This window comes from Micromonospora sp. IBHARD003, assembly GCF_056106285.1.
In genome coordinates, this window is record NZ_JBWBBX010000001.1 from 3,843,842 (window position 1) to 3,869,378 (window position 25,537).

Genomic DNA, 25,537 nt, shown 5'->3' on the forward strand with positions numbered 1-25,537 from the left:
AATTACTGTGTACCCTAGACGCAGTTTTCTGACGGGTGCAACCCCGCAGCTCGGACGGAGGAACGGTCGGCATGGGTGACGAACACGGCACCACGGCGCGGCTGTTGTGGGGGCCACCCGCCAGACCGGCCCGCGGGCCCAAGCCGAAGCTCGACCTCGCACGCATCGCGCGGGCCGGGGTGGCGATCGCCGACGCGGAGGATCTGCCGGCGGTGTCGATGCAGCGCGTCGCAGCGGAGCTGGGCGTCACGAAGATGGCCCTGTACCGGTATGTCCCCGGCAAGGCCGAGCTGGTCGCCCTGATGGTGGAGGCGGCGATCGGCCCGTACCCGGCACCGGACGAGCCCCTCGGCGGCTGGCGGGAGGAACTCGACCACTGGGCCCGGCGACTGCTCGAGGCGTTCGGCCGGCACCCCTGGGTGCTGGACGTCACCATCCGCCCCCGGATCATGGGCCCGGCGGAGCTCGGCTGGATGGAACACGCAGTCGCCGCGCTCGACGGTACGGCCCTCAGCGGCGCGGAACGGATGGACGCCGTCGTCCTCCTGACCGGCCACGCCCGGGCGACGGCCCAGCAGAAGCGCGCCGCCGGTTCGGACGGCAGCCCCGAGGCCCAGCTCGGCGCCCTGCTGATGGAGTTGCTCCGGACGCACGGCGAGCGCTTTCCCTCGGTGTCCGCGGCCTTCGCCTCGGTGGCGGAATCGGGTGGCGGTGATCAGGCCTGGGAGTTCGGCCTGCGGCGCATCCTGGACGGCCTGGCCGTACTGATCGACAGGGGCGGGATCGGTCGTGGCGGGGAGTCGCGCCCCTGATCAGGCATGACCGTGATCGGTGGCCCTCTCCACGGGCAGCAGCTCCGTGCCTGCCTCCAGGACCGCCTCGGCCTCCTCGGGCACCAGCGTGTCCTCGATGAAGAGCACGGCCCGGCGCAGCCCGTCACCACTCTGGTACGGGAAGTCCGTACCGAGCATCAACCGGTCCGCGCCGTACGAGTCGGCGGCCACCCGCAGTGCCCCCTCGTGGCCGTGGGCGACGGTGTCGTAGAACATGCGGCGCGCGGCGACCGTCGGCATCTCGATGATGTCCGGGGCCTCCCACGGGATGTGCTCGTCCGCGCGCGGCAGCAGCATGGGCAGCGCGCCACCGAGATGCGAGTGGACGATCCGCAGCCGCGGGAAGCGACGGGGTACTCCCTCCAGCATCAGATGCATCGCGCAGATGGTGTCCTCCACGGGTGCGCCGACCATCCACCGCATACGGTTCGCGGCGATCAGCGGGGTCCCGGCGTCCTGGCCCGCCGGGTGGAGGCTGAGCACCGAGCCCCGGTGGTCCAACTCCTCCAAGAGCGGCCGGAAGGACAGATCGCCGAGGCTGCGCCCGAGCACCGACGTGGTGACTCCGACACCGGCCAGCCCGAGATCGTCCAGCGCCCGGGCCAACTCCTCCAGCGAGGCGTCCAGATGCGGCAGGGGCAGGGCGGCGAAACCGGAGAAGTGCGTGGGCCACTCGTGGACGACCTCCGCGTACAGGTCGTTGGCGTAACGCGCGGCCGTCACCGCCTGCTTCTCGTCCGGGAAGTAGGGGGTCTGCGGGGACACGGACAGGATCTGGTGGTCGATGCCGGCGGCGTCGTACATCGTGAACCGGGCGTCGAGCTCCGCGGGGCTGTCGCCCGCTCCCAGGCCCCGCTGAGTGGCGGTGTCCTCGCGCCCGTAGGACTCCAGGAGGCGGAGATAGCCCTCGCTCCACAGGTGGGCGTGCACATCGGTCCGCATCGTCTCCAGCTTCCTGCCGGTCCCAGGCGGTGTCCACCGGAGTCGACCGGGCCGCACCGCGGCTTGAGCGCCGGGCTCCGAGCCCTCTTTTCAAGGAATGGTTTCAGGGCCTCAACCCGCCCACCCTCCCCGTGAGTTGACTTTGCGCGACGCATTTGCCACGGAGGGTCACGAGGGTCTAGCTTGACCGGAAAGCGAACAGCCCCCGCCGGGTGCGCCAACACCCGCGGGGGCTTGCAACGAGATCGATGAGACCCGATCCCGTGGCTGACCACCGAGATCAACACAGAGGATCTGATGGCCGACACAGAGTTTAGTTCCACGTTCCCGCCCGCGCACGCACAGGACGCGACACCGCACCCGATGGCCAGGCCCGGGTACGGCAAACGCGCCGTTTCCGGCCAACCCGCGCCCACGTCCCACGACTTCGCGCACCTTCCGCCGCGCGAAGCAGGCATCGCCTTCTACATCGACCGGCTCGACGACGGTGCGGATATCTCCGTCAAAACCCTGGCCAAGGTGCTCCCTTACGGGCAGTGCGCCCTGCGTACCGCCCTGAACCGCATCCAGGCCGCCGGTCATCTGCGGCGCGGGCTAGAGCACTTGACGACCGGATCGGGCGGCGGGCGCTGGATCACCCGAACGTGGTGGTCGCGTACGCCGCGCGACGACGACTGGTGGGCCGCCTTCCGCCGCGGCGACGTTCCCGAGGACCGGCCGCGGCCGACCCGCTCCCGAGCGATGATCCTGCTGGCAGCACTGGGACGCGAGGCACCGGTGATGTCGCTGTCGGCCGTCGAGTGCGCCCGGCTCGCACCGCTGGTCGAGGAGTGGTTCGCGCGGGGCGCCGGTGATCGGGACGTACTGCGCGCCCTGACCGGCGGACTTCCCTCCCCCGTCCACCACCCGGCCGGTCTGGCCCGCCGCCGCCTCATCGACAAGCTTCCGCCCGAACCGGTCCGCACCCCACCGCCGCTGCGCCTCCTGGAATGCGGCAAGTGCGGCGCCCCGGCCCGCGCCGAAACCCTGCGCGGCGGCGACTGCGGGCCCTGCCGCGGCGAGACGGCACCGATACGGCCCGCTGCGCCGCTCTCCCCCACCGAGGTCCACGCCCACATGGCGGAGGTCCGTGCGGCGGCGGGCCGACCACGCGAAGGGAGCTTCACATGAGCGTGCAGGTCATCCGTACGGCAGCAGAGGCCCGATGGAAGCAGGCGGCGCCATGACCCCCAGCACCGCGGACCGACCGGACATGACCGTTGAGGAGTTCGAGGAGCTCGCCCGCAGGGCGCCGGAGACGGTGAGGCTCGAGTTCATCAACGGAAAGCTGAAGGTCAAGCCCGGGCCGGACGGCGACCATGGGTCGATCGTCATGTGGCTACTCCGGCAGTGCATGCATCAGCGCCCCGAGCTCGACCTGTACCCGGGGGTAGGCATCAAAGTACCGACCTGTCGTGCGAGCCGTGCCAGGACGGACGGTGCCCTCGCGCCGTTCGACCACTTCGTGGGCCAGCCCGGGGAGTGGGCGCCTCCCCTGACGGCGTACTGATGGTCGTGGCGGTGACCTCGTTCGATGCCGACGCGGATGCTCGCGACCGCACTGAGAAACGCGACGGTTACGCGGCTGCCGGCATCCCCGTCTACCTCCTCGTGGACCGTGACAACGACACCCTCGTCGTCCACAGCGAGCCGCGGCACGGGACGTACCAGAGCCGGTCCACGTACAAGTACGGCGACACCGTCGCACTCCCCGCGCCCGTCGCCGTCACCCTCGACACCGAGAAGCTCAAGGACTACTCCCGCTGAGGCTCGCCGGCCGCCCGCGCCCCGTACGGCCTTGCACCAGCAGGCTCCCCATCGCCGTGCGGCGGTGCAGGACCGCACGGCCGGCGCGGACCGTGGTGATCAGGCCGGCGCCGCGCAGGGCGGCGGCGTGGGCCGAGGCGGTGGCGTTGCCGACCCCGACACGTCGGGCGATGTCACTGGTCGTGTGCTCATCGGCGAGCAGGAGCAGCATCTCGGCGCGGGTGCGCCCGAGGACCCCGGCCAGCGCGTCGTCGCTTTCGCCGTTGACGTCGGCGGTGTGGGGGGCGAGCGGTAGTCCCGGGCCCGCCGGGTAGGTCAGGGCCACGGTACCGCCCGGCGGGGCGGCGAGGACAGGATGGCCCGTCCGGTGGAAGGTCGGCAGGAGCAGCAGACCCCGGCCCCGGAGGGCGATGTCCTGAGCGACGGGCGTGTCGATCTCCCAGACGCTCCCCCGCACCCGGGTGCCGGGGACGAGCGCGGTGAGCGCATGAGCGATGCCGTGCTCGGCAGCGGTGACGGCGTGCTGGGTGAACTCCCGCTGGTGCAGGTCCTGCACCAGCGACCAGGTGGGTGCCAGGACCGTGTCGAAGGCCGCGCGCTGTGCGCGGCGCAGAAGCCGCCAGGCACCCGGGTGCCCCTGGTGCAGATCGCGGATCCACGGTGGGGGTGGCGCGGTGTGCGGGGCGTACGCCCGCTCGATCTCATGGCGCACCAGGTCCTGGGAGGAGCTCCGGACGGTGTCCAGCCCCTCGGTGAGGTCATCGCTGAAGACATCGAGGAAGACGGGTGCGACCCCGGCCGGGACCAGGTCCCCGAGCGGCCCGGCGGCACCGGGCAACGCGGCGAGGAGCCGTCGTCTCCAGCGGCCGAACAGCAGCTCGTCACCCGGGATGCACAGCTGCGTCAGGGCCGAGTTCAGCTCCTGCAGCGGAGCCGGCCGGGGTGCGAAGCGCACCCGGGCGAAATCATCGGCCGTGAAGTGGATCCGGAGCACTACCCTCCCTGTCGGCGTGGCGCCAGCGTTTCGGGCAGGGCCGAACAGATCGCCGGCGCCCCTTGCCGAACAGCAGCATGCGGGACATGTCCTCTTCATTCATTCAAGAGCCGTCCGGGCCCGCAAGGGGCGAGGGAACCACCGCACATGCCGGAGTCGGGCGGCGCACGGTCGCCAAGTCCGCCGCGCTGGCCGGCGCGTTGCTCGTCACCGGTGGCGTCGGCGGCGCGCACGCGAGGTCGAGCGGCCCGGCACGGGCGGTGCCTCCGGCCGGTGGGATCACCCTGCGGCTTCCTGGTCCGACCGGGCCGCACCGGACCGGTGTCACCGCGCTGTATCTGGTCGACGACACACGACGCGACCCCTGGGACAGCACCCTGCCCGTCCGTGAAGTGATGGTCACGGTGTTCTACCCGGCCCGGTCCGTACGCGGCCGCGCCATCGCGCCGCAGATGACGGCCGGGGCCGCCGCGCTCTTCCCGGACCTCGACGCCGCGTACATCCGCGACCAGTTGCCGAAGGGCGGCGTGAACTGGGCGGCCACCGCGACCCATTCCTTCGTGGATGCGCCCGCGGAGCCCGTACGGCGGCCGGTGCTGCTGTACAGCCCCGGGGCGGGCGATGCCCGGACCATGGGTACGCATCTGGCCGAGGACCTGGCGAGCCACGGGTTCGTGGTGGTGACCGTCGACCATCCCGGTGATGCGGGCGAGGTCGAGTTCCCGGTGCCCCGGAAGGGACGTGAGGAGATCCGTGAGACGGCACTGCGCCCGGATGCGGCCACGGACCCCGGGCTGTTCCGCACCGTGGTCGGGACCCGGATCGCGGACACCCGGTTCGTGCTGGACCAGTTGGAACGGCTGGTCCGGGGGCACGGTGCCGACGCGGCCGGCCGTCCGCTGCCCCAGGACCTCGGGTGTGCGCTGGACCTGCGGAGGGTCGGTATGTACGGCCACTCCGCGGGTGGCACGACGACGGCCCAGGCGATGTACGAGGACCGGCGCATCCGCGCCGCGGTCGATCTGGAGGGCTATCTGGACCTCCCGCCTCAACGCCCTGGTGGTGAGGGGGAGTTGTTTCCGGTCGCCCGGCACGGGGTGGACCGGCCCCTGCTCCTCCTGGGGACCGACGGCTTCCGTGACGCGCGGTTCGACCGGTCCTGGTCGGCCGTGCAGAGGCACTCCGGGGGCTGCGTCCGCCGTCGGCGGCTCGACCGTGCGTCGCACTGGGTGTTCACCGACTACGCCGCTCTGGTGCCCCAGTTGGAGGCGGCGGGGCTGATGACCGCGGATGGCCGGAAGGGCATGGTCGGCACGATCGGTCCGGAGGTGTCGGTGCCGAGGGTGCGTGGCGAGATCCGTGCGTTCCTCGGCAGGGCTCTGATGTGAAGCAGTCCAAGCGATTGCGGCGAGCGCGCTGACGCATCCGCAGCGCGCGACGCGATGTCGACGGCCCTTCCTGCAGCACGTCCCGCACATGCTGGCGTTTTCCGGCCACGCGGACCGGTCGGCCCCCTGAGGTCTCACTCACTGTGCACCCTTCGGCACCTTCTCGGCCAGTGCCGATCAGATTCGGACTCACGGGGGTACGCCCGGACGAAGTGCGCTGAGATGTCCGGATACCGCAGTTCTGGAGTTCTGGACACCGCAGTGGGCAGTATCCGTCGCTGGAGGCACGCATGGAAGGCTTCACCGCCGCAGTCTCATTGGAGTCCGACCTAGGGTCACCGGTGCCCTGCAGGTGCGGCGCGGCGGGGCTCGAGGCTCCGCCGGGATCGGCCGAAGAGCGGTTCCGGGGGCTGCTGGAAGCGGCGCCCGACGCCATGGTGATCGTCGACGACAGCGGAACCATCCGCCTCGTCAACGCCCAGACCGAAGCCCTCTTCGGCTACCAGCGCGAAGAACTCCTCGGCCGCCCCGTCGAAATCCTCGTCCCCCACCGCTTCCGCGACCACCACGCCCACCACCGCAACGGCTACACCGACAACCGCCAGGTCCGCCCCATGGGCGCCGGACTCGAACTCCACGGACTGCGCAAGAACGGCAGCGAGTTCCCCGTCGAGATCAGCCTCAGCCCCCTCGAGACCACCGACGGACTCCTCGTCTCCGCAGCCGTACGCGACGTCAGCGAACGCAAAGCGGCCGAAGAGCGGTTCCGGGGGCTGCTGGAAGCGGCGCCCGACGCCATGGTGATCGTCGACGACAGCGGAACCATCCGCCTCGTCAACGCCCAGACCGAAGCCCTCTTCGGCTACCAGCGCGAAGAACTCCTCGGCCGCCCCGTCGAAATCCTCGTCCCCCACCGCTTCCGCGACCACCACGCCCACCACCGCAACGGCTACACCGACAACCGCCAGGTCCGCCCCATGGGCGCCGGACTCGAACTCCACGGACTGCGCAAGAACGGCAGCGAGTTCCCCGTCGAGATCAGCCTCAGCCCCCTCGAGACCACCGACGGACTCCTCGTCTCCGCAGCCGTACGCGACGTCAGCGAACGCAAAGCGGCGGAGACCCAGTTGACGGCTCTGTACGAGCAGCAGCGGCATGTCGCACTGACCCTCCAGCGCAGTCTCATGGGCACGCCCCCTGCCGTCCCCGGGCTGACGACGGCCAGCCGTTATCTGCCCGCCACCCAGGGCGCGGGCGTCGGCGGTGACTGGTTCGACCTCGTGCCGCTGGGTGCCGGACGGGTCGGGATCCTCATCGGTGATGTGATGGGACGCGGTCTGGAAGCGGCCGCCATCATGGGGCAGTTGCGCTCCGCCGCCCATGCGCTGGCGAAGACGGGTATGCAGCCGCGCCAGCTGATGCAGTCGCTCGACGCGATCGTCGCCGAGCTCGACGGTCCCGACCAACTGGTGACCTGCTGCTATCTGATCGTGGCCCCGGACGCGGGCGAGGTCACCGTGTGCTCGGCCGGCCATCTGCCCGCCCTGGTCGCGGCTCCCGGCGAACCGGTGCGGCTGCTCGACGCGCCGGTGAGCGTCCCGCTGGGTGTCGGGGACCACATCCACCAGCAGACCACCCTCGGGGTCGCCCCCGGATCCAGCCTGGTCCTGTTCACGGACGGGCTGATAGAGACACCGGACGGCGATATCGAGGAGCAGCTCGACGCTCTGATCGCCGCGCTCGACAAGGCCTTCGCGGACACCACCGGCCTGGAGGCGGCCGTCGACGAGGTGCTCGCGTCCGTCCTTCCCTCGACCGAGCACCACCACGACGACGTGACGCTGCTCATCGCCCAGCTGCCCGCCGCCCCGCTCGCCACGGCCGCCACCGATCTCCCGGCGGCACCCGCCTCGGTGGCACAGGCGCGCGCGTTCCTCGCCGCCGCCCTCACTTCGTGGGGCTGTTCCCAATTCGTCGACGACGCACAACTGCTGGTGTCCGAGGTGGTCACCAACGCCATCCGGCACGGTCAGGGGCCGGTGCGCCTGTGTATGCGCCGCAACCGCACCGAGCTCACCGTCGAGGTGAGCGACCACAGCCACCATCTGCCGCAGCCGCGGCTGGCCGCCGCCGACGACGAGTCGGGGCGGGGACTCAGCCTGGTGGACACCCTGGCCGGCAGCTGGGGTGTGCGCCCCAACGAGGAGGGCAAGACGACCTGGTTCACGCTCTCCCTGACCCCCACGGCCCACGCCGCCCGCTGAGAACCGTGCCCGTGCCCCGGCCGGTCCGGCCACCCGCACCCGGTCGGTCCCCCGGCCCGCTCCCGGCCGGGGTCCTGTCCGAACCCTGACCGGACCCTCGGCAGGCCGGCGACCGTCCCTAAGCACTGTGACCGGACCCTCGCCGGTTCACGCCCGAATGTGGCCGGCGCGCATCCGGACCCTTACCGGCCCTCGCCCGGACCCTGACCGATTCACGGTGGCCATCGAACGGTTACCGAACGGTTCATGAACGGCCCCCGACGACGCCCCTGTCGGCGCACCCGTCTATCGTGCGCATCACGCGGTTCGCTTACGACCGCCTTCGACTGCCGTACACCGGCGTCGAACTCTGACCTGTGGGGGGTCCATTCGATGCGCTCTACGCGCACGCTGCCGCATGCCCTGGTGCGTGCGGCGGCCGTTTTCGCATTGTCGGCGGGGGTCTTGGCGCCCGTTTTGACGGCGGCGCCCGCCGCATATGCCGCGGATCCGGTGACCGTCACCCGTACCACCACCACCGACACCGGACAGCTCGACATCGGTCTGCCGTACAACGCGCTGTGGGTGAAGGTGAGCGTCCTCGCCTCCAAGGCGCCGGGGGCGGCCGTGCTCGCGTCCACCGACGAGTTGGCGTGGCACGAGTACGACAGCACCACCCAGAAGCCGGGGGGCTGGCTGACGGATGACGGGATCCGGCTGCCCGAGGGCACGGCGTTCGGGGACTACCCGGTGGCCGTGGACTACCGGATGCCCGGCGGGACCGTGCAGCACTGGACCGGCGGCACGCTCGGCTACCGGCTGCACACGGGCGTCACGAAGCTCGCCTTCGACCGTGAGCAGACGGACTTCGAGCACCGAAGCGCCGTGCTGGCCGGCGCGGCCACCACGTACGACCCGTCGACCGGCGCCCGTACGCCCGCCCGTGCCGGTACCAAGGTGAAGGTCGCGCTCAGGCTCTTCGGCCCGTCCTGGACGGACTCCGAGGCCAACGCGGTCACCGGAGCCGACGGGACGTTCTCGCTGTCCCTGACCCCGAACGCATCGGTCCACAGCGGCACGGCCACCGTGGTCGAGCCGGCCGCCGACACCGATCCGGACGACGGCTTCGCGGTGCCCGAACTTCCCGTCTCCAAGCAGGCGTACCGGATCAGCGCGGACCTGGACAAGCGACGGGTGCACGAGGGCGACTTCGTCACCGTGAAGGGCCGGGCCGAGCGTCTGACCGCGGACGGCTGGAAGCCGTTCGAGGGCGCCGAGGTCGTGTCCACTCCTGACGAGCCGGACAGCTGGAACCACACCGTCAGGCGGCTGATGGGCAGTGGGAAGGTCGCCGCCGACGGCACCTTCTCCTACCGGGCCAAGGCCGCGTTCACGACGCAGGTGTTCACGTATCTGCGGCCGTCCGTGTATCTGGCGGACCTGAAGTCCGACGTCGGCAGCATCGTCGTGCCGAGGAAGTTCACCTTCACCGGGGTGAAGATCGCGCTCGACCCGTACGGGCAGGTCACGGCCACCGGGCGGCTCACGGCCGACTGGTGCTGGGACGAGCGGGTGTATCTGCAGTACTCGGGGGACGGCCGGACCTGGAACACCCTGCGTGCCGGTACCGCCGAGGGCGGCACGGCGGGCTACTGCCCGTTCAGCATCCAAGCCCCCGGCTTCGTCAGCGCGTACTACCGGATCTACCACCCGGAGACGGACACCTTCGTGACACTGGCGACGCCGGCGGTGTACCAGGCCCGGATCCCGACCCGCTTCGCGTCGTTCACCACCACCCCCAGCCGGCCGGCGGTGCGCTCCAAGCTCACGGCCTCCGGCGTCCTCCAGCGGTTCGTGGGCGGCAAGTGGCAGCCGTACGCGGGTGCCAAGGTGATGCTGGTCTTCAAGCCCAAGGGTGAGAGCACCTGGTACTGGGTCACCAAGGGCGCCTCCGGCACGGCGGGCAAGTACAGCCTCAAGGGCACGGTCTACGGGGACGGCAGCTGGGCCATGGTCACCGAGCCGGCCGGCGGCTACTTCGCCGCCGGGACGAAGGAGAGGTACATCGATGCACGCTGACGTCCGCCCCACGCTCACGGGCCCACTGCCCCGTGCGCACCGGCGTGCGCGCGGGCTCTCGCTGGTCGCCACGGCCGCGGCACTGTGCCTCGCCGCCGGGACCGCACCCGCTCTCGCCGCCGACGCCTCCCCCGTGGGTATCGGGGTGGCCAGGACCATGGACGCCCAGCGCGGCGCGTTCTCGGTGAACGCCTGGACCGACGCGGCCGGAGCCGCCGTCACCTCCGTCTCGGCACGGATCCGCGAGGGTGAGACGGTCGTGGCCGAACTGCCCTCGCTGACCGAGCTGGAGTGGCTCAAGGGCACGTACCAGGTGGCGACCGACGCGCCCCTGAAGCTCCAGGAGGACGGCGGCAGCATGCCGCACCTCGGCCGGTACGCGATCGACGTGACCGTCGAGGACTCCAAGGGCAACAGCGCGACCCGCCGCGACGCGGGCACGCTCGACTTCACCCTGCGGCCCGAGCTCACCTTCGAGCTCGGCACGCCGACCTGGCAGGACCGCAACGCCCGGCCGCACGGGACGCTGACCGCGATCCAGCCCGGGTCCGGGGACACGGTGCCGCTGGCCGGCCGGAACGTCGGGATCAGCCGCGCCACGCCGTCGGACGCTCCCGTGAGCACGGTGGTGACCTCCGCGTCCGGCGAATTCACCGGCCCCGCCTACCCGGTGGTCACGATGAACGAGGAGTTCACCGCGCGCTTCGCCGGGGACGGGACCGAGGTCCACGGCAGCCTGACCCGTACCGCCCGGGTGTTCCAGTGGAAGTCGCGCGCGGTGACCGTCACGGCCACCGCCGACAGGACGCGGGCGCTGCCCGGCGAGACCGTCACGGTCACCGGGCGGATGGTGGACGCCGCCGACCCGGCCCAGCCGATCGCCGCCGAGGCCGTGCGGGTCAGCCTGGGCTACGAGGACCGCGGGACGGGCTGGGGCCGTACGGTCACGACCGATACGGACGGCCGCTTCACCGCGAAGCTCACGGCCACCCCGGGCATCCGGCTGAGCGGCTGGACGGCCGCACCGCAGGACGGGTTCCTCAGGGGCTCCGCCGCGGGGCCGCTGGCGATGCCCACCGAGTCCAGGATCGACGGCGTCCAGTCGTCGATCCGGGCCGACGGCCTGGTCACCGTCACCGGCACGTTCCGCAACACCTACGACCGCACGGACTCGTTCGACCTCGAGCCGGTCCAGCTGGAGCACTCGGCGGACGGCAAGACGGGCTGGAAGAAGATCGCCACCGCCACGGCTTCGTCCATGTACCCGCTCTTCACACTGACCGCGGTCAGCACCGGCGGCCACTACCGGGTGCACCACCTCACCAACGACCGGTTCGTGGAGAGCTTCGGCCCGGTGGCGAAGCTGACCCGCACCGCGACCCGGGTGCTGAACGTGAACGCCGCCCCGGAGCCGGTCAAGAAGGGCGCGACGGTCACCGTGACCGGCACGCTCCAGCAGTACACCGCCGGGACGTGGAAGGCGTACCCGGGCCAGCCGGTGCAACTGTGGTTCCGTGCGACGGGCGCGCCACGCTTCTCCCTGGTCCGCTCGGGCAAGACCGACGCCGCCGGAAAGGCCGCGCTCAAGGGCACCGCGGGCAGGGACGGGATCTGGCTGCTCCGCTACTTCGGTGACGCGACGCACTTCAACTCGACGGCCACGGGCGACTTCGTCGACGTGCGCTGAGTGTCCGTGTGCGCTGAGGTCGGCGTGATCGGGCGGTCGCGCTGTCGGGCGTGATCGCGCGATCGCGTCGACGGGCAGCCGCGCCGGCGCGCGGACAACAGGAGAAACACACGAGGGCGGCACCCCCTTGGAGGGGGTGCCGCCCTCGGTATCAGGACGGTCGATCAACCAATGGTCGATCAGAAGTCCATGTCACCGCCCGGCATGCCACCCGGGGCGGCCGCGGCGGCCTTCTCCGGCTTGTCGGCGATGACGGCCTCGGTGGTGAGGAACAGCGCGGCGATGGAGGCGGCGTTCTGCAGCGCGGAACGGGTCACCTTCGCCGGGTCGATGATGCCCTCGGCGACCAGGTCGACGTATTCGCCGGTCGCGGCGTTCAGACCGTGGCCCGGGGTCAGGTTGCGCACCTTCTCCACCACGACACCGCCCTCGAGGCCGGCGTTGACGGCGATCTGCTTCAGCGGGGCCTCGAGCGCCAGCTTGACGGCGGCGGCACCGGTGGCCTCGTCGCCCTCGAGCTCCAGCTTCTCGAAGACCTGGGCGGCCTGCAGCAGGGCCACGCCACCACCGGCGACGATGCCCTCCTCGACGGCGGCCTTCGCGTTGCGGACGGCGTCCTCGATGCGGTGCTTGCGCTCCTTGAGCTCGACCTCGGTCGCGGCACCGGCCTTGATGACGGCCACGCCGCCGGCCAGCTTCGCGAGGCGCTCCTGGAGCTTCTCGCGGTCGTAGTCCGAGTCCGAGTTCTCGATCTCGGCGCGGATCTGGTTGACGCGGCCCTGAACCTGGTCGCTGTCACCGGAACCGTCGACGATCGTGGTCTCGTCCTTGGTGATGACGACCTTGCGGGCGCGGCCGAGCAGGTCCAGACCGGCGTTCTCCAGCTTGAGGCCGACCTCCTCGGAGATGACCGTGCCACCGGTGAGGATGGCGATGTCACCGAGCATGGCCTTGCGGCGGTCGCCGAAGCCCGGGGCCTTGACGGCAACGGACTTGAAGGTGCCGCGGATCTTGTTGACGACCAGGGTCGACAGGGCCTCGCCCTCGACGTCCTCGGCGATGATCAGCAGCGGCTTGCCCGACTGCATGACCTTCTCCAGCAGCGGGAGCAGGTCCTTCACCGAGGAGACCTTGGAGTTGACGATCAGGATGTACGGGTCCTCGAGGGAGGCCTCCATACGCTCCATGTCGGTGGCGAAGTACGCCGAGATGTAGCCCTTGTCGAAGCGCATACCCTCGGTGAGCTCAAGCTCCAGACCGAAGGTCTGGGACTCCTCGACGGTGATGACGCCTTCCTTGCCGACCTTGTCCATCGCCTCGGCGATGAGCTCGCCGATCTGGGTGTCGGCGGCGGAGATGGAGGCGGTGGAGGCGATCTGCTCCTTGGTCTCGACCTCCTTGGCCTGGTCGAGCAGCGCGCCGGAGACGGCCTCGACGGCCTTCTCGATACCGCGCTTCAGAGCCATCGGGTTGGCGCCGGCCGCCACGTTGCGCAGGCCCTCGCGGACGAGCGCCTGGGCGAGGACGGTCGCGGTGGTCGTACCGTCACCGGCGACGTCGTCCGTCTTCTTGGCGACTTCCTTGACCAGCTCGGCGCCGATCTTCTCGTACGGGTCCTCGAGCTCGATCTCCTTGGCGATGGAGACACCATCGTTGGTGATCGTGGGGGCGCCCCACTTCTTCTCGAGGACGACGTTCCGGCCCTTGGGGCCAAGGGTGACCTTGACGGCGTCGGCGAGCTGGTTCATCCCGCGCTCGAGACCGCGCCGTGCCTCCTCGTCGAACGCGATGATCTTGGCCATGTGAAGTGGTCCTCCAGGACTTGGGGGTCCCCCCGTGCCCGCAGGGCTACGGGGGAGGATGCTTCTGGACCGCGCTGGTGCCCGCGACGGACGGCCTGCATGCCTTGCGGTTCCTTGCCCCACACGGCCTGCGGACCTCACCGACCCGGTCCTCGTTGTCACTCTCACTCGGAGAGTGCTAACGCCAATGATTAGCACTCGGACCCCGAGAGTGCAAGCGGCTTCGAAGAAGCCTCGATGAGGGGTGGCGGTCGGCTGGGGCCTCCCCGCCGAAGGCAGGGGAAGGGGTGGACGCAAGCGGCTTCGAAGAAGCCTCCGCACCCCGGCGAAGCCCGGCAGGCCCCTTACCCAGGCAGCACGGAGGGCCCGCACCCCTGGCACGGGCCCTCCGTAGCGTTGCTGCAGTCAGTCGGCGCTCAGCCGGCTACGCGGACCATGTCCGCCTGCGGCCCCTTCTGGCCCTGCGAGATCTCGAACTCGACCCGCTGGCCCTCCTCCAGGGTGCGGTAACCGTCCATCTGGATCGCGCTGTAGTGGACGAAAACATCCGCACCACCGTCGACCGCGATGAAGCCGTACCCCTTCTCCGCGTTGAACCACTTGACGGTGCCCTGAGCCATGCCTAACTCCCCTATTACTGGCCCTTGCACAGGACCGCACTTCGCGGACCCGGGTCAGACCTCGCCCACGAAGATTTCCCGTGCTCTGGAGGCGCGGAAGACCTTCATGAACGGCGCCGGAACGCGTCGACCGCGGCTGAATGTATCTGTCCAACTGCCCTCTGCAACAGGTCAATCGGACGAGAAATCTGAGCATGGCCGATCGGAAATTTCGGCCCAACTCCGAGCAACGCCGGGCAAGTCGGGCCGGGCAAAGCGCACAAAACGCGCAAATAGCTCGAACACTTTGGCTGTTTCTTGTCGCGCGCGGACGCATTCTCATATGCCCGCGGCACAAACAGCGAAGAGGAACGTCCCCAACTCTACCGCGACCGCAACAGCGGAATTGCCCCCTCCGCAGAGCTTGCGGAGGGGACATTCCGGGTGACGGAACGTGCTGGATCCAGGGTCAGTACGGCGCCCGAATACGGACCGAACGGACCACTCGGGCGGGGCTCAGCCGCCGGCGACGGCGGGGATGATCGAGACGCCCGCGCCGTCCGGCGTCGCCGTCTCCAGGCCCTGCTCGAAGCGGACGTCGTCGTCGTTGACGTAGACGTTCACGAAGCGGCGCAGCTTGCCCTGGTCGTCCAGGACGCGGGCGGCGATACCGGTGTGGTTCTTCTCCAGGTCGGCAATGACCTCCGCGAGGGTCGCGCCCTCCGCCGATACCTCGGCCTGACCACCGGTGTAGGTGCGCAGGATGGTGGGGATGCGGACGTTGACGCTCATGCGAGGCCAGCCTCTCGGAAGGAGTCCAGGGTGGGGCGGATGACCGCGGTCATTCCCGTCGTGGGGGCCACCGCGTCCAGGGTCTTCAGGCCGTCACCCGTGTTGACGACCACGGTCGTGAGGGACGGGTCGATGACTCCGGCCTCGATCAGCTTCTTCGCCACGCCGAGGGTGGTCCCGCCGGCGGTCTCGGTGAAGATGCCCTCGGTGCGGGCCAGCAGCTTGATCGCGTCCACGATCTGCTCGTCCGTGACGTCCTCGACGGCACCGCCCGTGCGACGGCAGATGTCCAGGACGTAAGGGCCGTCGGCCGGGTTGCCGATCGCCAGGGACTTGGCGATCGTGTCGGGCTTCTGCGGCCGTACGACGTCGTGGCCCGCCTTGAAGGCCACGGACACCGGGGAGCAGCCCTCGGCCTGGGCGCCGAAGATCTTGTAGGGCCTGTCCTCGACGAGGCCCAGCTTGATCAGCTCCTGCAGCCCCTTGTCGATCTTGGTGAGCTGGGAGCCGGAGGCGATGGGGATGACGAGCTGGTCGGGGAGCCGCCAGCCGAGCTGCTCGCAGATCTCGTACGCCAGCGTCTTGGAGCCCTCGGCGTAGTACGGGCGGAGATTGACGTTGACGAAGCCCCAGCCCTCGCCCGCCGGGTCGCCGATGAGCTCGGAGCAGAAGCGGTTGACTTCGTCGTAGTTGCCCTCGATCCCGATGAGCTCCCCGCCGTAGACCGCGGCCATGACGACCTTGCCCTGCTCCAGGTCGTGCGGGATGAACACGCAGGACTTGAAGCCGGCGCGGGCGGCGGCGGCGCCGACGGCGCCCGCGAGGTTGCCGGTGGAGGAGCAGGAGAGGGTGGTGAAGCCGAAGGCGCGGGCGGCCTCGATGGCCTGTGCGACGACGCGGTCCTTGAAGGAGTGCGTGGGGTTGCCGGAGTCGTCCTTCACGTAGAGACCACCGGTGACACCCAGCTCACGCGCGAGGTTGTCGGCCTTGACGAGCTTGGTCCAGCCCGGGTTCAGATTGGGCTTGTCCGCCACGTCGGCGGGGACGGGGAGCAGCGGCGCGTAGCGCCAGAGGCTGTCCGGTCCGTTCTCGATCCGCTTGCGCAGGCCTTCCGGGTCACCGGTCGGCAGGTCGTACGCCACTTCGAGCGGTCCGAAACACAGCTGGCAGGCGAAGACGGGACCGAGGGGGACGATCTCACCGCACTCACGACAGGAGAGGCCGGACGCGGAGCCCAGATCGACGGTGTCGGCGGTGGCAGTGGTCTGTGCAGCCATGGAGGCGAGGCCCTTTCTCCTCATCTTCCTCACGGCGCGTTTCGCCGTGAGACGGATTTGGCACCTTCCCTAGCCGGGAGCCTCGCGCCGCGCGCCGAGAGCGACGCAGCGTCGATGTGCGGCTTGCGCCGCGTGGCCGACTGGAGGGTTGCCGGGGCTTCAACGGGCCGTATCCCTCTGCCCCTCTGGATGAGCGGTATGTGATTGTCGGCGTGACGACCCCCGGCATGCGATGGTCGTCCGCGTTGTTCAAGACTGTAACCGAACCCCCGGACCGCTGAGACGGCCGTCCGATCTGCGAGATGGAGATCATCACGTGCTGGAAGAGGTGGAGCGCTGGCTGGCCCGGCGGTCCTGGTCCGTGTCGGACCGCCCGCTCGACCGGCTCGTCGCCGCGAAGCGTGCGGCCAGGCACGGCGGCACGGTCAGCGTGGTACTCCCGGCCCTGAACGAGGAGGGGACGGTCGGCGAGATCGTCACCGTGATCCGGCGCGAGCTGATGACGGACGAGGTGCCGCTGGTCGACGAGCTCGTGGTGGTGGATTCGGGCTCGACGGACCGTACGTCCGAGGTGGCGGCGAAGGCGGGCGCACGCGTGGAGCACCGCGACGCGATACTGCCGCGGATCCCGGCGCTGCCGGGCAAGGGTGAGGTGCTCTGGCGTTCGCTGCTGGCGACCAGCGGGGACATCGTCTGCTTCGTGGACGCGGATCTGCGGGAGTTCTCGGCCGACTTCGTCTCCGGGATCATCGGCCCGCTGCTGACCGAGCCCGACGTGCAGTTCGTGAAGGCGATGTACGACCGGCCGCTCGGGGACGCTCCCGACCAGGGCGGGAGGGTGACCGAACTGGTGGCCAGGCCGCTGCTCAATCTGCACTGGCCGCAGCTGGCCGGGTTCGTCCAGCCGCTCGGCGGGGAGTACGCGGCCCGGCGCTCGCTGCTGGAGCGGCTGCCGTTCCCCGTGGGGTACGGCGTGGAGCTCGGGCTGCTGGTGGACGCACTGCACACGGTCGGCCTGGACGCGCTGGCGCAGGTGGACGTGGGCGTACGGCGGCACCGTCACCAGGACGGCCGGGCGCTCGGACGCATGGCGGCCGCGATCTACCGCACGGCCCAACTGCGCCTGTCACGGGGCCATTTGGTGCGTCCCGCACTGACCCAGTTCGAGCGTGGGGAGAACGGTTTCGTGCCGCGGACCCATGAGGTGGACACGGAGGAGCGGCCCCCGATGACGGAGATCGCGGAGTACACGGCGCACCGGGCGGCGTGAGGGAACGCGCATGGGCCGTCCGTGACACCGGCGGGCCGCAGGGCGCGGCGCTGCGCACCACAGTCGATCGGATTGTCTACCTTTCCGGTGTATGGGCTATGTGAGACATAAGAGGGCTTTGCCCGGACACCCCCATTCTTCGCTCGTCAGCGGGCTTTCTTCGCTCGTCAGCGGGGCGCTGGTGGCTCTCGCCGCCGTCCTCGTCTGCGCCTCGGCCGTGATACTGGCCCCCGGCCGGGCGGCCGCCGACACCGCGGCCCGCCAGGAACGGCATCGCTCCGGCGCACCGGCCGCGCCGTACGTCGAATCGCTCGGCGGCCGCTCCCCCTCCGCGACCGGTACCGTCCTGGCCGTCGCCGGGGCGGCGCACGAGGACGGGCGGGCAGGGCATCCGGCCGCCTCCGGACTCTTCAGAGTGGTTCCCGAGACCGCCGGCGGGGGCACGGACCGCTCCACGGGCACCGCCGGATCCACCGGGTCCGCCGGGTCCGTGTCCGAGGCCGTGGCCGACAGCCACACCCCCGCCGGCACCCACCGGGCCCGCGAAGGCGCGGGCGAGATCGCCGCGACCGACAGCAGGGCCGAACGGCTGTGGCTGCTGGGCGGTGTCGCCGTGGCCCTCACCGGCACGGGGGTGATCGCACTGGCCGCGACCCGCGGCCGGCGCCGGGACCCCTGAACGAGTGAGCGTACGGCCGGACTCCGCCGACGGAGTCCGGCCGTACGTTTGAGCGGATACGCCACGGGCTAGGTTGGCGACATGGTCTCCGAGCGCGCGGCGCAGGTACTCGTCGCCTCCAACCGCGGTCCGGTCACATACGCCTTCCGGGAGGACGGCACGCTGGACGCCCGGCGCGGTGGCGGCGGTCTGGTCTCCGGACTGTCGGCCATCGGCCCCGACGCGGGCGCCCTGTGGGTGTGCGCCGCACTGGGCGACGGCGACCGCGAGGCGGTGCGCCGAGGCGTCGCCGAGCCGGGCGTACTGATGCTGGACATCGACGCCGCCGTGCAGTCGGACGCGTACAACGGGATCGCGAACTCGGTCCTGTGGTTCGTCCACCACATGCTGTACCAGACGCCGCTGGAGCCGGTCTTCGACAAGGAGTTCCGGCGGCAGTGGATCGCCTACGAGGGCTACAACCTCGCCTTCGCGCAGGCCCTGGCCGAGATGTCGGCGCCGGGCGCGGCGGTGCTGGTGCAGGACTACCACCTGGCGCTGGTGCCGGGGATGCTCCGGGATCTGCGCCCCGACCTGCGTATCGGCCACTTCTCGCACACGCCGTGGGCGCCGCCCGAGTACTTCCGGATGCTGCCCGACGACATCGCCGAGCAGCTGCTGCTGGGCATGCTCGGGGCGAACCGGCTGGGCTTTCTGACCCGGCGCTGGCTCACCGCCTTCCAGAGCTGCTGCACGGCCGTCCTCACGGACCACGACGTGGCCACCTACTGGCCCAAGGACGATCAGCCGCACCTGGAGTACCGGCTGCCCGGGCACCGCCGCCGGCGGACCATGCTCGGGGTGCACGGGCTCGGGGCGGACGCCGACTTCCTGCGGGAGAGGTCGCGGCAGGCGGACGTCGACGAGCGGATGGCGGCGCTGCGCGAGCAGGTCGGCGGGGACGGCAGCCGCAGGACGATCGTCCGGGTCGACCGCACCGAGCTGTCGAAGAACATCGTGCGCGGGCTGCTGGCCTACCGGACGCTGCTGGAGGAGCACCCCGAGTGGCACGAACGGGTGGTGCACATCGCCTTCGCCTATCCGTCGCGGCAGGACCTCCCGGTCTACCGCGACTACACGGCCGAGGTCTCACGGGTCGCCGAAGAGATCAACGCCGAGTACGGCACCCCGGATTGGACACCGGTGATCCTGCACGTCAAGGACGACTTCGCGCGCTCGCTGGCCGCGTACCGGCTGGCGGACGTCGCCCTCGTCAACCCGATCCGGGACGGGATGAACCTCGTCGCCAAGGAGGTCCCGGTGGTCTCGGACGCGGGCTGTGCGCTGGTGCTGTCGCGGGACGCGGGCGCGTACACGGAGCTCCGTGACGACGCGCTGGGAGTGAACCCGTTCGACGTCACCGGCACCGCCGACGCGCTCCACCGGGGGCTGACGATGCCCGTGGCGGAGCGGGCCGAGCGCAGCAAGCGGCTGGCCGCCGCCGCGACGGCACTGCCGCCTCAGCAGTGGTTCCTCGACCAGCTACGGGAGCTGGAGGCGCTCGGCGAGGGCGGCGAGGTAGCCGACGACGGCGGCAGGGCCTGACAGCAGCACGTCCGCGCGCTCGGCCAGTTCGGGGACCCCGGTCCCGCTGCACAGCAGCAGTCCGGGCACCCCCTCGGAGCGGAGCTTGTCGACGGCGGAGTAGGCGGCGAGGTCACCGAGGTCGTCTCCCGCGTACAGCACGGCTCCCGCCTGCTTCTCGCGTACGTACTCGGCGAGGGCGACGCCCTTGTCGACCCCCGGCGGGCGCACCTCCAGCACCAGCCGGCCGGGCTCGACGATCAGCCCGTGGCGGGCCGCCAGCGCGGCGATCGGCTCGCGCAGGGCCTCGAAGGCGGCCTCGGGGTCCTCGGCACGGCGGGTGTGGACGGCGACCGCGCGTCCCTTCTCCTCGATCCAGGTGCCCTTCCAGGCGCCGACCTCGTCGAGCACACCGGGCAGCTCCGCCCGGACGGCGTCGATGCCGGGGTGCGGGGCGGGGGCATGGACCTCGCCGCTGGCCGCGTCCCAGCGCTCGACGCCGTAGTGGCCGAGCACGACGAGGTGCTCGAGACCGGGGACTCCGGCGAAGCCGCCGTACCGCACGGCGACACCCGCCGGGCGTCCGGTCAGTACGGCCACGGACGCGACGTGCGGCGCGAGCGCGGCGATGGCGGGGACGGCACCGGGGTGGGCGCGGGCCTGCTCCGGATCGGGCACGATCTCGGCGAGGGTCCCGTCGAAGTCCAGCGCGACGAGCGTGTCCTCGGGCCTGTCGAGAATGGCGGCGAGCCCTTCCCGTCCGGCGGGCGTGCGGGGCTCCGGCAGTGCGTCGTGCGAGGCGTGCGAGTGGCTGCCCATGGTCCGACCCTAGCGGCGCTGTCGCCTCGCGTCCCGGACTCGGCGCAGCCGGTTGACGGTGACGGGGTCGTGCGCGAGCGCGCGGGGGTCGTCCAGGAGCGCGTTCAGGAGTTGGTAGTAGCGGGTCGGTGAGATCCCGAGCCGCTCCCGTATCGCCCGCTCCTTGGCCCCGGGGCCGGCCCAGTCGGCCCGCTCCACCCCGAGCACGGCCAGATCCCGCTCGGAGAGCGCGGAGAGTTCGTCGCCATCGGTCATACGAGCAACCTAATGCGCCGGGCGGGGGGCGGGTGGGGGCGGGCGGAGTTGTCCGTCCGTGCGGGTGCCGTGGCCCTGTGCGGCGGAGCCCGGCTCCGCCAACCGGGAAGTGGACTAGACCTTTCTGGGGTCCGCGCGCGAGACTGTACTCGTGAGACACGTCATCGCCCTCGATGTGGGCGGCACCGGGATGAAGGCCGCCCTCGTAGGGGCGGACGGGGCCCTGCTCCACGAGGCACGCCGGCCGACCGGCCGGGACCGCGGCCCCGACGCGGTCGTCGCGGCGATCCTCGGCTTCGCCGCCGAGCTGCTCGCCCACGGCGAGGAGCGGTACGGCAGCGGCGCCCTCGCGGCGGGCGTCGCCGTGCCCGGGATCGTCGACACGGCGGACGGCCTCGCCGTCTACTCCGCCAACCTCGGCTGGCGTGACGTCCCCCTGCGCGACCTGCTCGCCGAACGGCTCGGTGGTGTCCCCGTCGCCCTCGGCCACGACGTCCGCACCGGCGGCCTCGCCGAGGGACGGATCGGCGCGGGACGCGGCGCCGACCGCTTCCTGTTCATCGCCCTGGGCACGGGCATCGCCGGGGCCATCGGCATCGGCGGGGCCGTCGAGGCCGGAGCGCACGGATACGCGGGCGAGATCGGTCATGTGATCGTGCGGCCCGGCGGCCACCGGTGCGGCTGCGGACAACGCGGCTGCCTGGAGACCCTCGCCTCGGCCGCCGCCGTCTCCCGGGACTGGGCCGCGGCGAGCGGGGACGCCGGCGCTGACGCCGCCGACTGCGCCAGGGCCGTCGTGTCCGGCGACCCACGCGCCGTACGCGTCTGGCAGCAGGCGGTCGACGCGCTCGCCGACGGTCTGGTCACCGCGCTCACCCTGCTGGACCCCGGCACCCTGATCATCGGTGGCGGTCTGGCCGGGGCCGGAGAAACCTTGTTCACACCCCTGCGGGAGGCAGTGGAGGCACGGCTCACCTTCCAGAAGCCGCCCGCGATCGTTCCGGCGGCCCTCGGGGACACGGCGGGCTGTGTGGGAGCGGGACTCCTCGCCTGGGACCTGCTCACCGACCGCACCGGCGCCGCGGACCCCACCGAACCCGCCGAGCCCGCCGAACCCCCCACGACGACGGAGGTAACCGCCTGATGGCCGACCGGATGGTTCTCACTGGCGCCCGGGTGGTGCTGCCCACCGGGATCGCCGAGAACGGACGGGTGATCGTCGACGGGACCCGGATCGCCGGGCACGCCCCCGCCGGCACACCCCCCACCGACCTCTCCGGCCACTGGCTGGTCCCCGGTTTCGTGGACATGCACAACCACGGCGGCGGCGGTGCCTCCTTCACCTCCGGCAGCGCCGACGACGTCCTCACCGGTGTGCGGACCCACCGGCGGCACGGCACCACCACCATGGTCGCCTCCACCGTCACCGGCGACATGGACTTCCTGACCCACCGCGCCGGCTTCCTGTCCGAGCTGGTCGAACAGGGCGACCTCGCGGGTATCCACTTCGAGGGCCCGTTCATCTCCCCCTGCCGCAAGGGCGCGCACAGCGAGGAGCTGCTGCGCGACCCCGATCCGGCGGACGTGCGCAAGCTGCTCGACGCGGCGCGCGGCACGGCGAAGATGGTCACCCTCGCCACCGAACTGCCCGGCGGCATCGAGTCCGTACGGCTGCTCGCCGAGCACGGGGTGATCGCGGCGATCGGGCACACGGACGCCACCTACGAACAGACCGTCGAGGCCATCGACGCGGGCGCGACAGTGGCGACGCACTTGTTCAACGCGATGCCCGCGCTCGGGCACCGGGCGCCCGGACCGGTCGCCGCTCTGCTCGAGGACGAGCGGATCACGGTCGAGCTGATCAACGACGGGACGCATCTGCACCCGGCGGCGCTGGAGCTTGCCTTCCACCGCGCGGGGCCGGACCGGGTCGCGTTCATCACCGACGCGATGGACGCGGCGGGCTTCGGCGACGGCGTCTACCACCTCGGGCCGCTGGAGGTCGAGGTCAACGACGGAGTCGCACGGCTGGTGGAGGGCGGTTCGATCGCCGGGTCCACGCTGACCCTGGACACCGCGTTCCGGCGGGCGGCGGCCGTCGACCGGCTGCCCGTCGAGGACATCGTGCAGGCGGTCTCGGCCAATCCGGCGCGGCTGCTCGGCGTATACGACAGGGTCGGCTCGCTGGAGCCGGGCAAGGACGCGGACCTGGTGGTGCTGGACGCCGACTTCGTCCTCAAGGGCGTGATGCGCAAGGGCGCATGGGTGGTCGAGCCGGGCGTTTCCTGACGCCCCGCGCCCGGAGGGAAGGCGGTTGGCCGGACGGGGTCTGGGCCTGCCGCCTTCTTTTTGGCATGATCGGGGCCCGTCCAGCCATGGCAAGCGCAGTCTCCGGGGGTGTCAGAAGTGATTCTGACGGTCACATTGAACACCGCCCTGGACCTCACCCACCGGGTCCCCGCGCTCGTCCCGGGCGCCTCCCACCGGGTCAGCGAGGCCGTCGTGCGCCCCGGCGGCAAGGGCCTCAACGTCGCACGCGTCCTGGCCACCCTCGGACACGAGGCGGTCGTCACGGGCTTCGCGGGCGGCCCGACCGGTGCGGTGCTGCGCGAACTGCTCGCCGGGCTTCCGGTACGCGACGCGCTCGTCCCGGTCGCGGGGAACACCCGTCGCACCCTTGCCGTCGTGGACACGGCGACCGGCGACACCACCCAGCTGAACGAGCCGGGCCCGCAGGTCACCGGCGACGAGTGGGCCGCCTTTCTCGTCTCGTACGAGAGGCTCCTGAGCGACGCCGACGCCGTCGCCCTGTGCGGCAGCCTGCCCCCCGGCATCCATGTCGGCGCCTACGCCGAACTGGTCCGCCGGGCACGCGCGGCCGGCGTTCCCACCCTGCTGGACACCAGCGGCGAACCCCTGCGCCGGGGCATCGCCGCCCGCCCCGATCTCCTCAAGCCGAACGCCGACGAACTCGCCCAGCTCACCGGCTCCCGCGAACCCGTGCGCGCCACCCACGCCGCACGGCGCCGCGGCGCCCGCACGGTGGTCTCCTCGCTCGGCCCGGACGGTGTACTCGCCGCCACCCCCGACGGCAGCTGGCGGGCCGCCCCGCCCGCGAAGGTCCTCGGCAACCCGACCGGCGCGGGCGACTCGGCCGTCGCCGGACTGCTCTCCGGCCTGGTGGAGTCCCTGCCCTGGCCCGACCGGCTGGCCCGCGCGGTGGCACTGGCCACGGCGACGGTGCTGGCACCGGCCGCGGGGGACTTCGACCGGGACACCTACGAGGACCTGCTGCCGAAGATCGCCGTGACGGAACTCCTGCCGGCGGCCTGAACGGCTCCTCCGGCATGACCCATTTCCACCCATGCGAAGGGCCGCCACCCCGGAGGGTGACGGCCCGCGTCGTGCCATGGGTACGAGATCCCTAATCGGGGTTCCTGGCCTCGCCCTGCTTCAGCGAGACCTGGTCGAGGAGGGCCTCGCACGAGTCCCCCTGCTCACAGGAGATCTTCAGGGTGTTGGTGCCCTTCTTGAGGTTGACGTAGGAGAAAGTGCGGGTCCAGCCCTTCTCCCAGTCGCCCTCCTTCGCACGGCTGAAGTTGGACATGTTGATGGAGCGCGGCTGCTCGGTGTTGACGGTGAGCGAGGTCTTCGCGTCCTTGCCCGGCACGCTGTAGGTGACGAACAGCGTGTACTTGCCGTCGGCCGGGACGTCCACCGACCAGCTGGCCGATCCGCCCACACCGTTGAACTGCACGTACGCGCCGTTCGTGCCCTTCGCGCCCTTGATGTCGGTGCCCAGCTGCGCCGGCGGCCCGAGCTGGAGCGTCGCCGCGTCCTGCTTCGGGAGCTTGGTGGCCGGGGGCTTCTCGCCGCCGCCCTTGGTCGGCTTCTCGCTCGGCTTCACCTGGCCCGCGGGAGCACCGCTGCCGGAGTTCTGCCGGCCCTTGTCGTCATCGCCACTCGTGATGAGCGCCACACCGATACCGATGACGACGACCGCGACGACGGCCACGGCACCGATGATCAGTCCCCGGGTGTTGGGGCCACGGCCGCGGCCACCGACGTCCTGGCCCATGTCGGGGACCTGACGGGTGGGGGCACCACCGGGATAGGTCTCCGGTGCCGCGTACTGGGGGCTCGGCTGCTGCGCGTACTGCTGTCCGTACGACTGCTGCGGCGGGACCTGCCCGTACTGGCGCTCGCCAACCGTTCTGACCTGGTTGTACGACGTTCTGGGCACACCGGGCTGCGCGGTCGGACCGGGGTAGCCGTAGCCGCCCTGGCGAGGAGGTGCGGCGCCGGTACGCTGCTGCCCGTCCGCGTACAGATAGCCGAACGGATCGTCGTCCTCAGGCGTGCTCGCGCCGTTGTTCCCGGCCGTCATCCCTGGGTCACTCCTATCCATGCTCGCCAGCCGTCGCCGACCGGCCGAGCCTACCCCGTCCTCGTCACTCCAAGGACGGACCACAGCCCCGGCCGGTTCCACTCCGGGACCTTCAGCCTGTC

The 25,537-nt window shown here is 71.2% G+C and carries 23 protein-coding genes and 1 riboswitch; of the genes, 14 read left to right on the forward strand and 9 right to left on the reverse strand.

The window, feature by feature from the left end; all coding sequences use genetic code 11:
- The first annotated feature begins 71 nt into the window (after positions 1-71).
- The gene (locus ACTWOL_RS17015; RefSeq protein ID WP_474297579.1) at positions 72-812 is read left to right on the forward strand and encodes a TetR/AcrR family transcriptional regulator; all 741 of its coding nucleotides are present in this window, start codon (positions 72-74) and stop codon (positions 810-812) included.
- Here ACTWOL_RS17015 and ACTWOL_RS17020 read toward each other — a convergent pair whose 3' ends face one another.
- The gene (locus tag ACTWOL_RS17020; protein ID WP_474297580.1) at positions 813-1,775 is read right to left on the reverse strand and encodes an amidohydrolase family protein; all 963 of its coding nucleotides are present in this window, start codon (positions 1,773-1,775) and stop codon (positions 813-815) included.
- A gap of 363 nt (positions 1,776-2,138) precedes the next feature.
- On the opposite strand from ACTWOL_RS17020, the gene ACTWOL_RS17025 reads away from it, so the two are divergent.
- From ACTWOL_RS17025 to ACTWOL_RS17035, 3 genes are read left to right on the forward strand one after another with little or no spacing between them, the layout of a single operon-like run.
- Positions 2,139-2,945, forward strand: a complete 807-nt coding sequence (locus tag ACTWOL_RS17025) for a hypothetical protein (protein ID WP_474297581.1) — start codon at positions 2,139-2,141, stop codon at positions 2,943-2,945.
- 52 nt (positions 2,946-2,997) lie between these two features.
- Positions 2,998-3,324: a Uma2 family endonuclease gene (locus ACTWOL_RS17030; protein WP_474297582.1), complete on the forward strand. Its 327-nt coding sequence runs from the start codon at positions 2,998-3,000 to the stop codon at positions 3,322-3,324.
- Positions 3,325-3,335: 11 nt separating this feature from the next.
- Complete coding sequence (locus ACTWOL_RS17035) at positions 3,336-3,581, forward strand: Uma2 family endonuclease (RefSeq protein ID WP_474297583.1); 246 nt, start codon at positions 3,336-3,338, stop codon at positions 3,579-3,581.
- Here the strand turns inward: ACTWOL_RS17035 and ACTWOL_RS17040 are convergent.
- Positions 3,562-4,575, reverse strand: a complete 1,014-nt coding sequence (locus tag ACTWOL_RS17040) for a winged helix-turn-helix domain-containing protein (protein ID WP_474297584.1) — start codon at positions 4,573-4,575, stop codon at positions 3,562-3,564. The two genes, ACTWOL_RS17035 and ACTWOL_RS17040, sit on opposite strands and share 20 nt — an antisense overlap.
- Positions 4,576-4,661: 86 nt before the next feature.
- Here ACTWOL_RS17040 and ACTWOL_RS17045 point away from each other — a divergent pair, with 86 nt between their 5' ends.
- From ACTWOL_RS17045 to ACTWOL_RS17060, 4 genes are all read left to right on the forward strand, one after another.
- On the forward strand, positions 4,662-5,963 hold the full coding sequence (locus ACTWOL_RS17045; protein WP_474297585.1) for an alpha/beta hydrolase family protein: 1,302 nt from the start codon (positions 4,662-4,664) through the stop codon (positions 5,961-5,963).
- 290 nt (positions 5,964-6,253) lie between these two features.
- Positions 6,254-8,227: a PAS domain S-box protein gene (locus ACTWOL_RS17050; protein WP_474297586.1), complete on the forward strand. Its 1,974-nt coding sequence runs from the start codon at positions 6,254-6,256 to the stop codon at positions 8,225-8,227.
- 492 nt (positions 8,228-8,719) lie between these two features.
- The gene (locus tag ACTWOL_RS17055) at positions 8,720-10,285 is read left to right on the forward strand and encodes a hypothetical protein (protein WP_474297587.1); all 1,566 of its coding nucleotides are present in this window, start codon (positions 8,720-8,722) and stop codon (positions 10,283-10,285) included.
- A complete protein-coding gene (locus ACTWOL_RS17060; RefSeq protein ID WP_474297588.1) occupies positions 10,275-11,972 on the forward strand; it encodes a hypothetical protein in 1,698 nt (565 codons plus the stop codon). The genes ACTWOL_RS17055 and ACTWOL_RS17060 overlap by 11 nt, the downstream gene beginning before the upstream one ends.
- A 179-nt stretch (positions 11,973-12,151) precedes the next feature.
- On the opposite strand, the gene groL is transcribed toward ACTWOL_RS17060, so the two are convergent.
- From groL to thrC, 4 genes are all read right to left on the reverse strand, one after another.
- Positions 12,152-13,774, reverse strand: a complete 1,623-nt coding sequence (groL, locus tag ACTWOL_RS17065) for a chaperonin GroEL (protein ID WP_474297589.1) — start codon at positions 13,772-13,774, stop codon at positions 12,152-12,154.
- A gap of 416 nt (positions 13,775-14,190) precedes the next feature.
- Positions 14,191-14,394: a cold-shock protein gene (locus tag ACTWOL_RS17070; protein WP_003986833.1), complete on the reverse strand. Its 204-nt coding sequence runs from the start codon at positions 14,392-14,394 to the stop codon at positions 14,191-14,193.
- Positions 14,395-14,889: 495 nt separating this feature from the next.
- On the reverse strand, positions 14,890-15,165 hold the full coding sequence (locus ACTWOL_RS17075) for a MoaD/ThiS family protein (RefSeq protein ID WP_058924632.1): 276 nt from the start codon (positions 15,163-15,165) through the stop codon (positions 14,890-14,892).
- Entirely contained in the window at positions 15,162-16,442 is a 1,281-nt protein-coding gene (gene thrC, locus ACTWOL_RS17080) for a threonine synthase (RefSeq protein ID WP_474297590.1), read from the reverse strand. The genes ACTWOL_RS17075 and thrC overlap by 4 nt, the downstream gene beginning before the upstream one ends.
- Positions 16,443-16,459: 17 nt before the next feature.
- Positions 16,460-16,638: riboswitch (SAM riboswitch) on the reverse strand.
- Positions 16,639-16,758: 120 nt separating this feature from the next.
- Here thrC and ACTWOL_RS17085 point away from each other — a divergent pair.
- The 3 genes from ACTWOL_RS17085 to ACTWOL_RS17095 all read left to right on the forward strand — a co-directional run bounded on the left by ACTWOL_RS17085 (position 16,759) and on the right by ACTWOL_RS17095 (position 19,975).
- Positions 16,759-17,712, forward strand: a complete 954-nt coding sequence (locus tag ACTWOL_RS17085) for a glucosyl-3-phosphoglycerate synthase (RefSeq protein WP_474297591.1) — start codon at positions 16,759-16,761, stop codon at positions 17,710-17,712.
- A 118-nt stretch (positions 17,713-17,830) separates the two neighbouring features.
- Positions 17,831-18,391, forward strand: a complete 561-nt coding sequence (locus tag ACTWOL_RS17090; RefSeq protein WP_474297592.1) for a hypothetical protein — start codon at positions 17,831-17,833, stop codon at positions 18,389-18,391.
- 81 nt (positions 18,392-18,472) lie between these two features.
- Positions 18,473-19,975 carry an alpha,alpha-trehalose-phosphate synthase (UDP-forming) gene (locus ACTWOL_RS17095; RefSeq protein ID WP_474297593.1) on the forward strand — a complete coding sequence of 501 codons (1,503 nt, stop codon included), beginning with the start codon at positions 18,473-18,475 and terminating at the stop codon, positions 19,973-19,975.
- On the opposite strand, the gene otsB is transcribed toward ACTWOL_RS17095, so the two are convergent.
- On the reverse strand, positions 19,913-20,773 hold the full coding sequence (gene otsB, locus ACTWOL_RS17100) for a trehalose-phosphatase (RefSeq protein ID WP_474297594.1): 861 nt from the start codon (positions 20,771-20,773) through the stop codon (positions 19,913-19,915). The genes ACTWOL_RS17095 and otsB overlap by 63 nt on opposite strands.
- A gap of 9 nt (positions 20,774-20,782) precedes the next feature.
- The gene (locus ACTWOL_RS17105) at positions 20,783-21,028 is read right to left on the reverse strand and encodes a DUF3263 domain-containing protein (protein ID WP_474297595.1); all 246 of its coding nucleotides are present in this window, start codon (positions 21,026-21,028) and stop codon (positions 20,783-20,785) included.
- Positions 21,029-21,179: 151 nt separating this feature from the next.
- Between ACTWOL_RS17105 and ACTWOL_RS17110 the strand changes: the two genes are divergently transcribed.
- The 3 genes from ACTWOL_RS17110 (at position 21,180) to ACTWOL_RS17120 (ending at position 24,361) form a co-directional block, all read left to right on the forward strand.
- Positions 21,180-22,172, forward strand: a complete 993-nt coding sequence (locus tag ACTWOL_RS17110; protein ID WP_474297596.1) for an ROK family protein — start codon at positions 21,180-21,182, stop codon at positions 22,170-22,172.
- Positions 22,172-23,317 (forward strand): N-acetylglucosamine-6-phosphate deacetylase, encoded by a 1,146-nt coding sequence (gene nagA, locus ACTWOL_RS17115; RefSeq protein WP_474297597.1) that lies wholly within the window; start codon positions 22,172-22,174, stop codon positions 23,315-23,317. Before ACTWOL_RS17110 ends, nagA begins: the two co-directional genes overlap by 1 nt.
- A 108-nt stretch (positions 23,318-23,425) precedes the next feature.
- Entirely contained in the window at positions 23,426-24,361 is a 936-nt protein-coding gene (locus ACTWOL_RS17120; protein ID WP_474297598.1) for a 1-phosphofructokinase family hexose kinase, read from the forward strand.
- A 91-nt stretch (positions 24,362-24,452) separates the two neighbouring features.
- Here the strand turns inward: ACTWOL_RS17120 and ACTWOL_RS17125 are convergent, their stop codons facing one another.
- Entirely contained in the window at positions 24,453-25,415 is a 963-nt protein-coding gene (locus ACTWOL_RS17125) for a carbohydrate-binding protein (protein WP_474297599.1), read from the reverse strand.
- Positions 25,416-25,537 lie beyond the last annotated feature (122 nt).

What these genes read in the sequence shown, in the direction of transcription:
- ACTWOL_RS17015 (WP_474297579.1), top strand. Translation starts at nt 72, where the DNA reads ATGGGTGACGAACACGGCACCACGGCGCGGCTGTTGTGGGGGCCACCC.
- ACTWOL_RS17020 (WP_474297580.1), bottom strand. Translation starts at nt 1,775, where the DNA reads ATGCGGACCGATGTGCACGCCCACCTGTGGAGCGAGGGCTATCTCCGC.
- ACTWOL_RS17025 (WP_474297581.1), top strand. Translation starts at nt 2,139, where the DNA reads ATGGCCAGGCCCGGGTACGGCAAACGCGCCGTTTCCGGCCAACCCGCG.
- ACTWOL_RS17030 (WP_474297582.1), top strand. Translation starts at nt 2,998, where the DNA reads ATGACCCCCAGCACCGCGGACCGACCGGACATGACCGTTGAGGAGTTC.
- ACTWOL_RS17045 (WP_474297585.1), top strand. Translation starts at nt 4,662, where the DNA reads ATGTCCTCTTCATTCATTCAAGAGCCGTCCGGGCCCGCAAGGGGCGAG.
- ACTWOL_RS17050 (WP_474297586.1), top strand. Translation starts at nt 6,254, where the DNA reads ATGGAAGGCTTCACCGCCGCAGTCTCATTGGAGTCCGACCTAGGGTCA.
- ACTWOL_RS17060 (WP_474297588.1), top strand. Translation starts at nt 10,275, where the DNA reads ATGCACGCTGACGTCCGCCCCACGCTCACGGGCCCACTGCCCCGTGCG.
- groL (WP_474297589.1), bottom strand. Translation starts at nt 13,774, where the DNA reads ATGGCCAAGATCATCGCGTTCGACGAGGAGGCACGGCGCGGTCTCGAG.
- ACTWOL_RS17070 (WP_003986833.1), bottom strand. Translation starts at nt 14,394, where the DNA reads ATGGCTCAGGGCACCGTCAAGTGGTTCAACGCGGAGAAGGGGTACGGC.
- ACTWOL_RS17075 (WP_058924632.1), bottom strand. Translation starts at nt 15,165, where the DNA reads ATGAGCGTCAACGTCCGCATCCCCACCATCCTGCGCACCTACACCGGT.
- thrC (WP_474297590.1), bottom strand. Translation starts at nt 16,442, where the DNA reads ATGGCTGCACAGACCACTGCCACCGCCGACACCGTCGATCTGGGCTCC.
- ACTWOL_RS17095 (WP_474297593.1), top strand. Translation starts at nt 18,473, where the DNA reads ATGGTCTCCGAGCGCGCGGCGCAGGTACTCGTCGCCTCCAACCGCGGT.
- otsB (WP_474297594.1), bottom strand. Translation starts at nt 20,773, where the DNA reads ATGGGCAGCCACTCGCACGCCTCGCACGACGCACTGCCGGAGCCCCGC.
- ACTWOL_RS17105 (WP_474297595.1), bottom strand. Translation starts at nt 21,028, where the DNA reads ATGACCGATGGCGACGAACTCTCCGCGCTCTCCGAGCGGGATCTGGCC.
- nagA (WP_474297597.1), top strand. Translation starts at nt 22,172, where the DNA reads ATGGCCGACCGGATGGTTCTCACTGGCGCCCGGGTGGTGCTGCCCACC.
- ACTWOL_RS17125 (WP_474297599.1), bottom strand. Translation starts at nt 25,415, where the DNA reads ATGACGGCCGGGAACAACGGCGCGAGCACGCCTGAGGACGACGATCCG.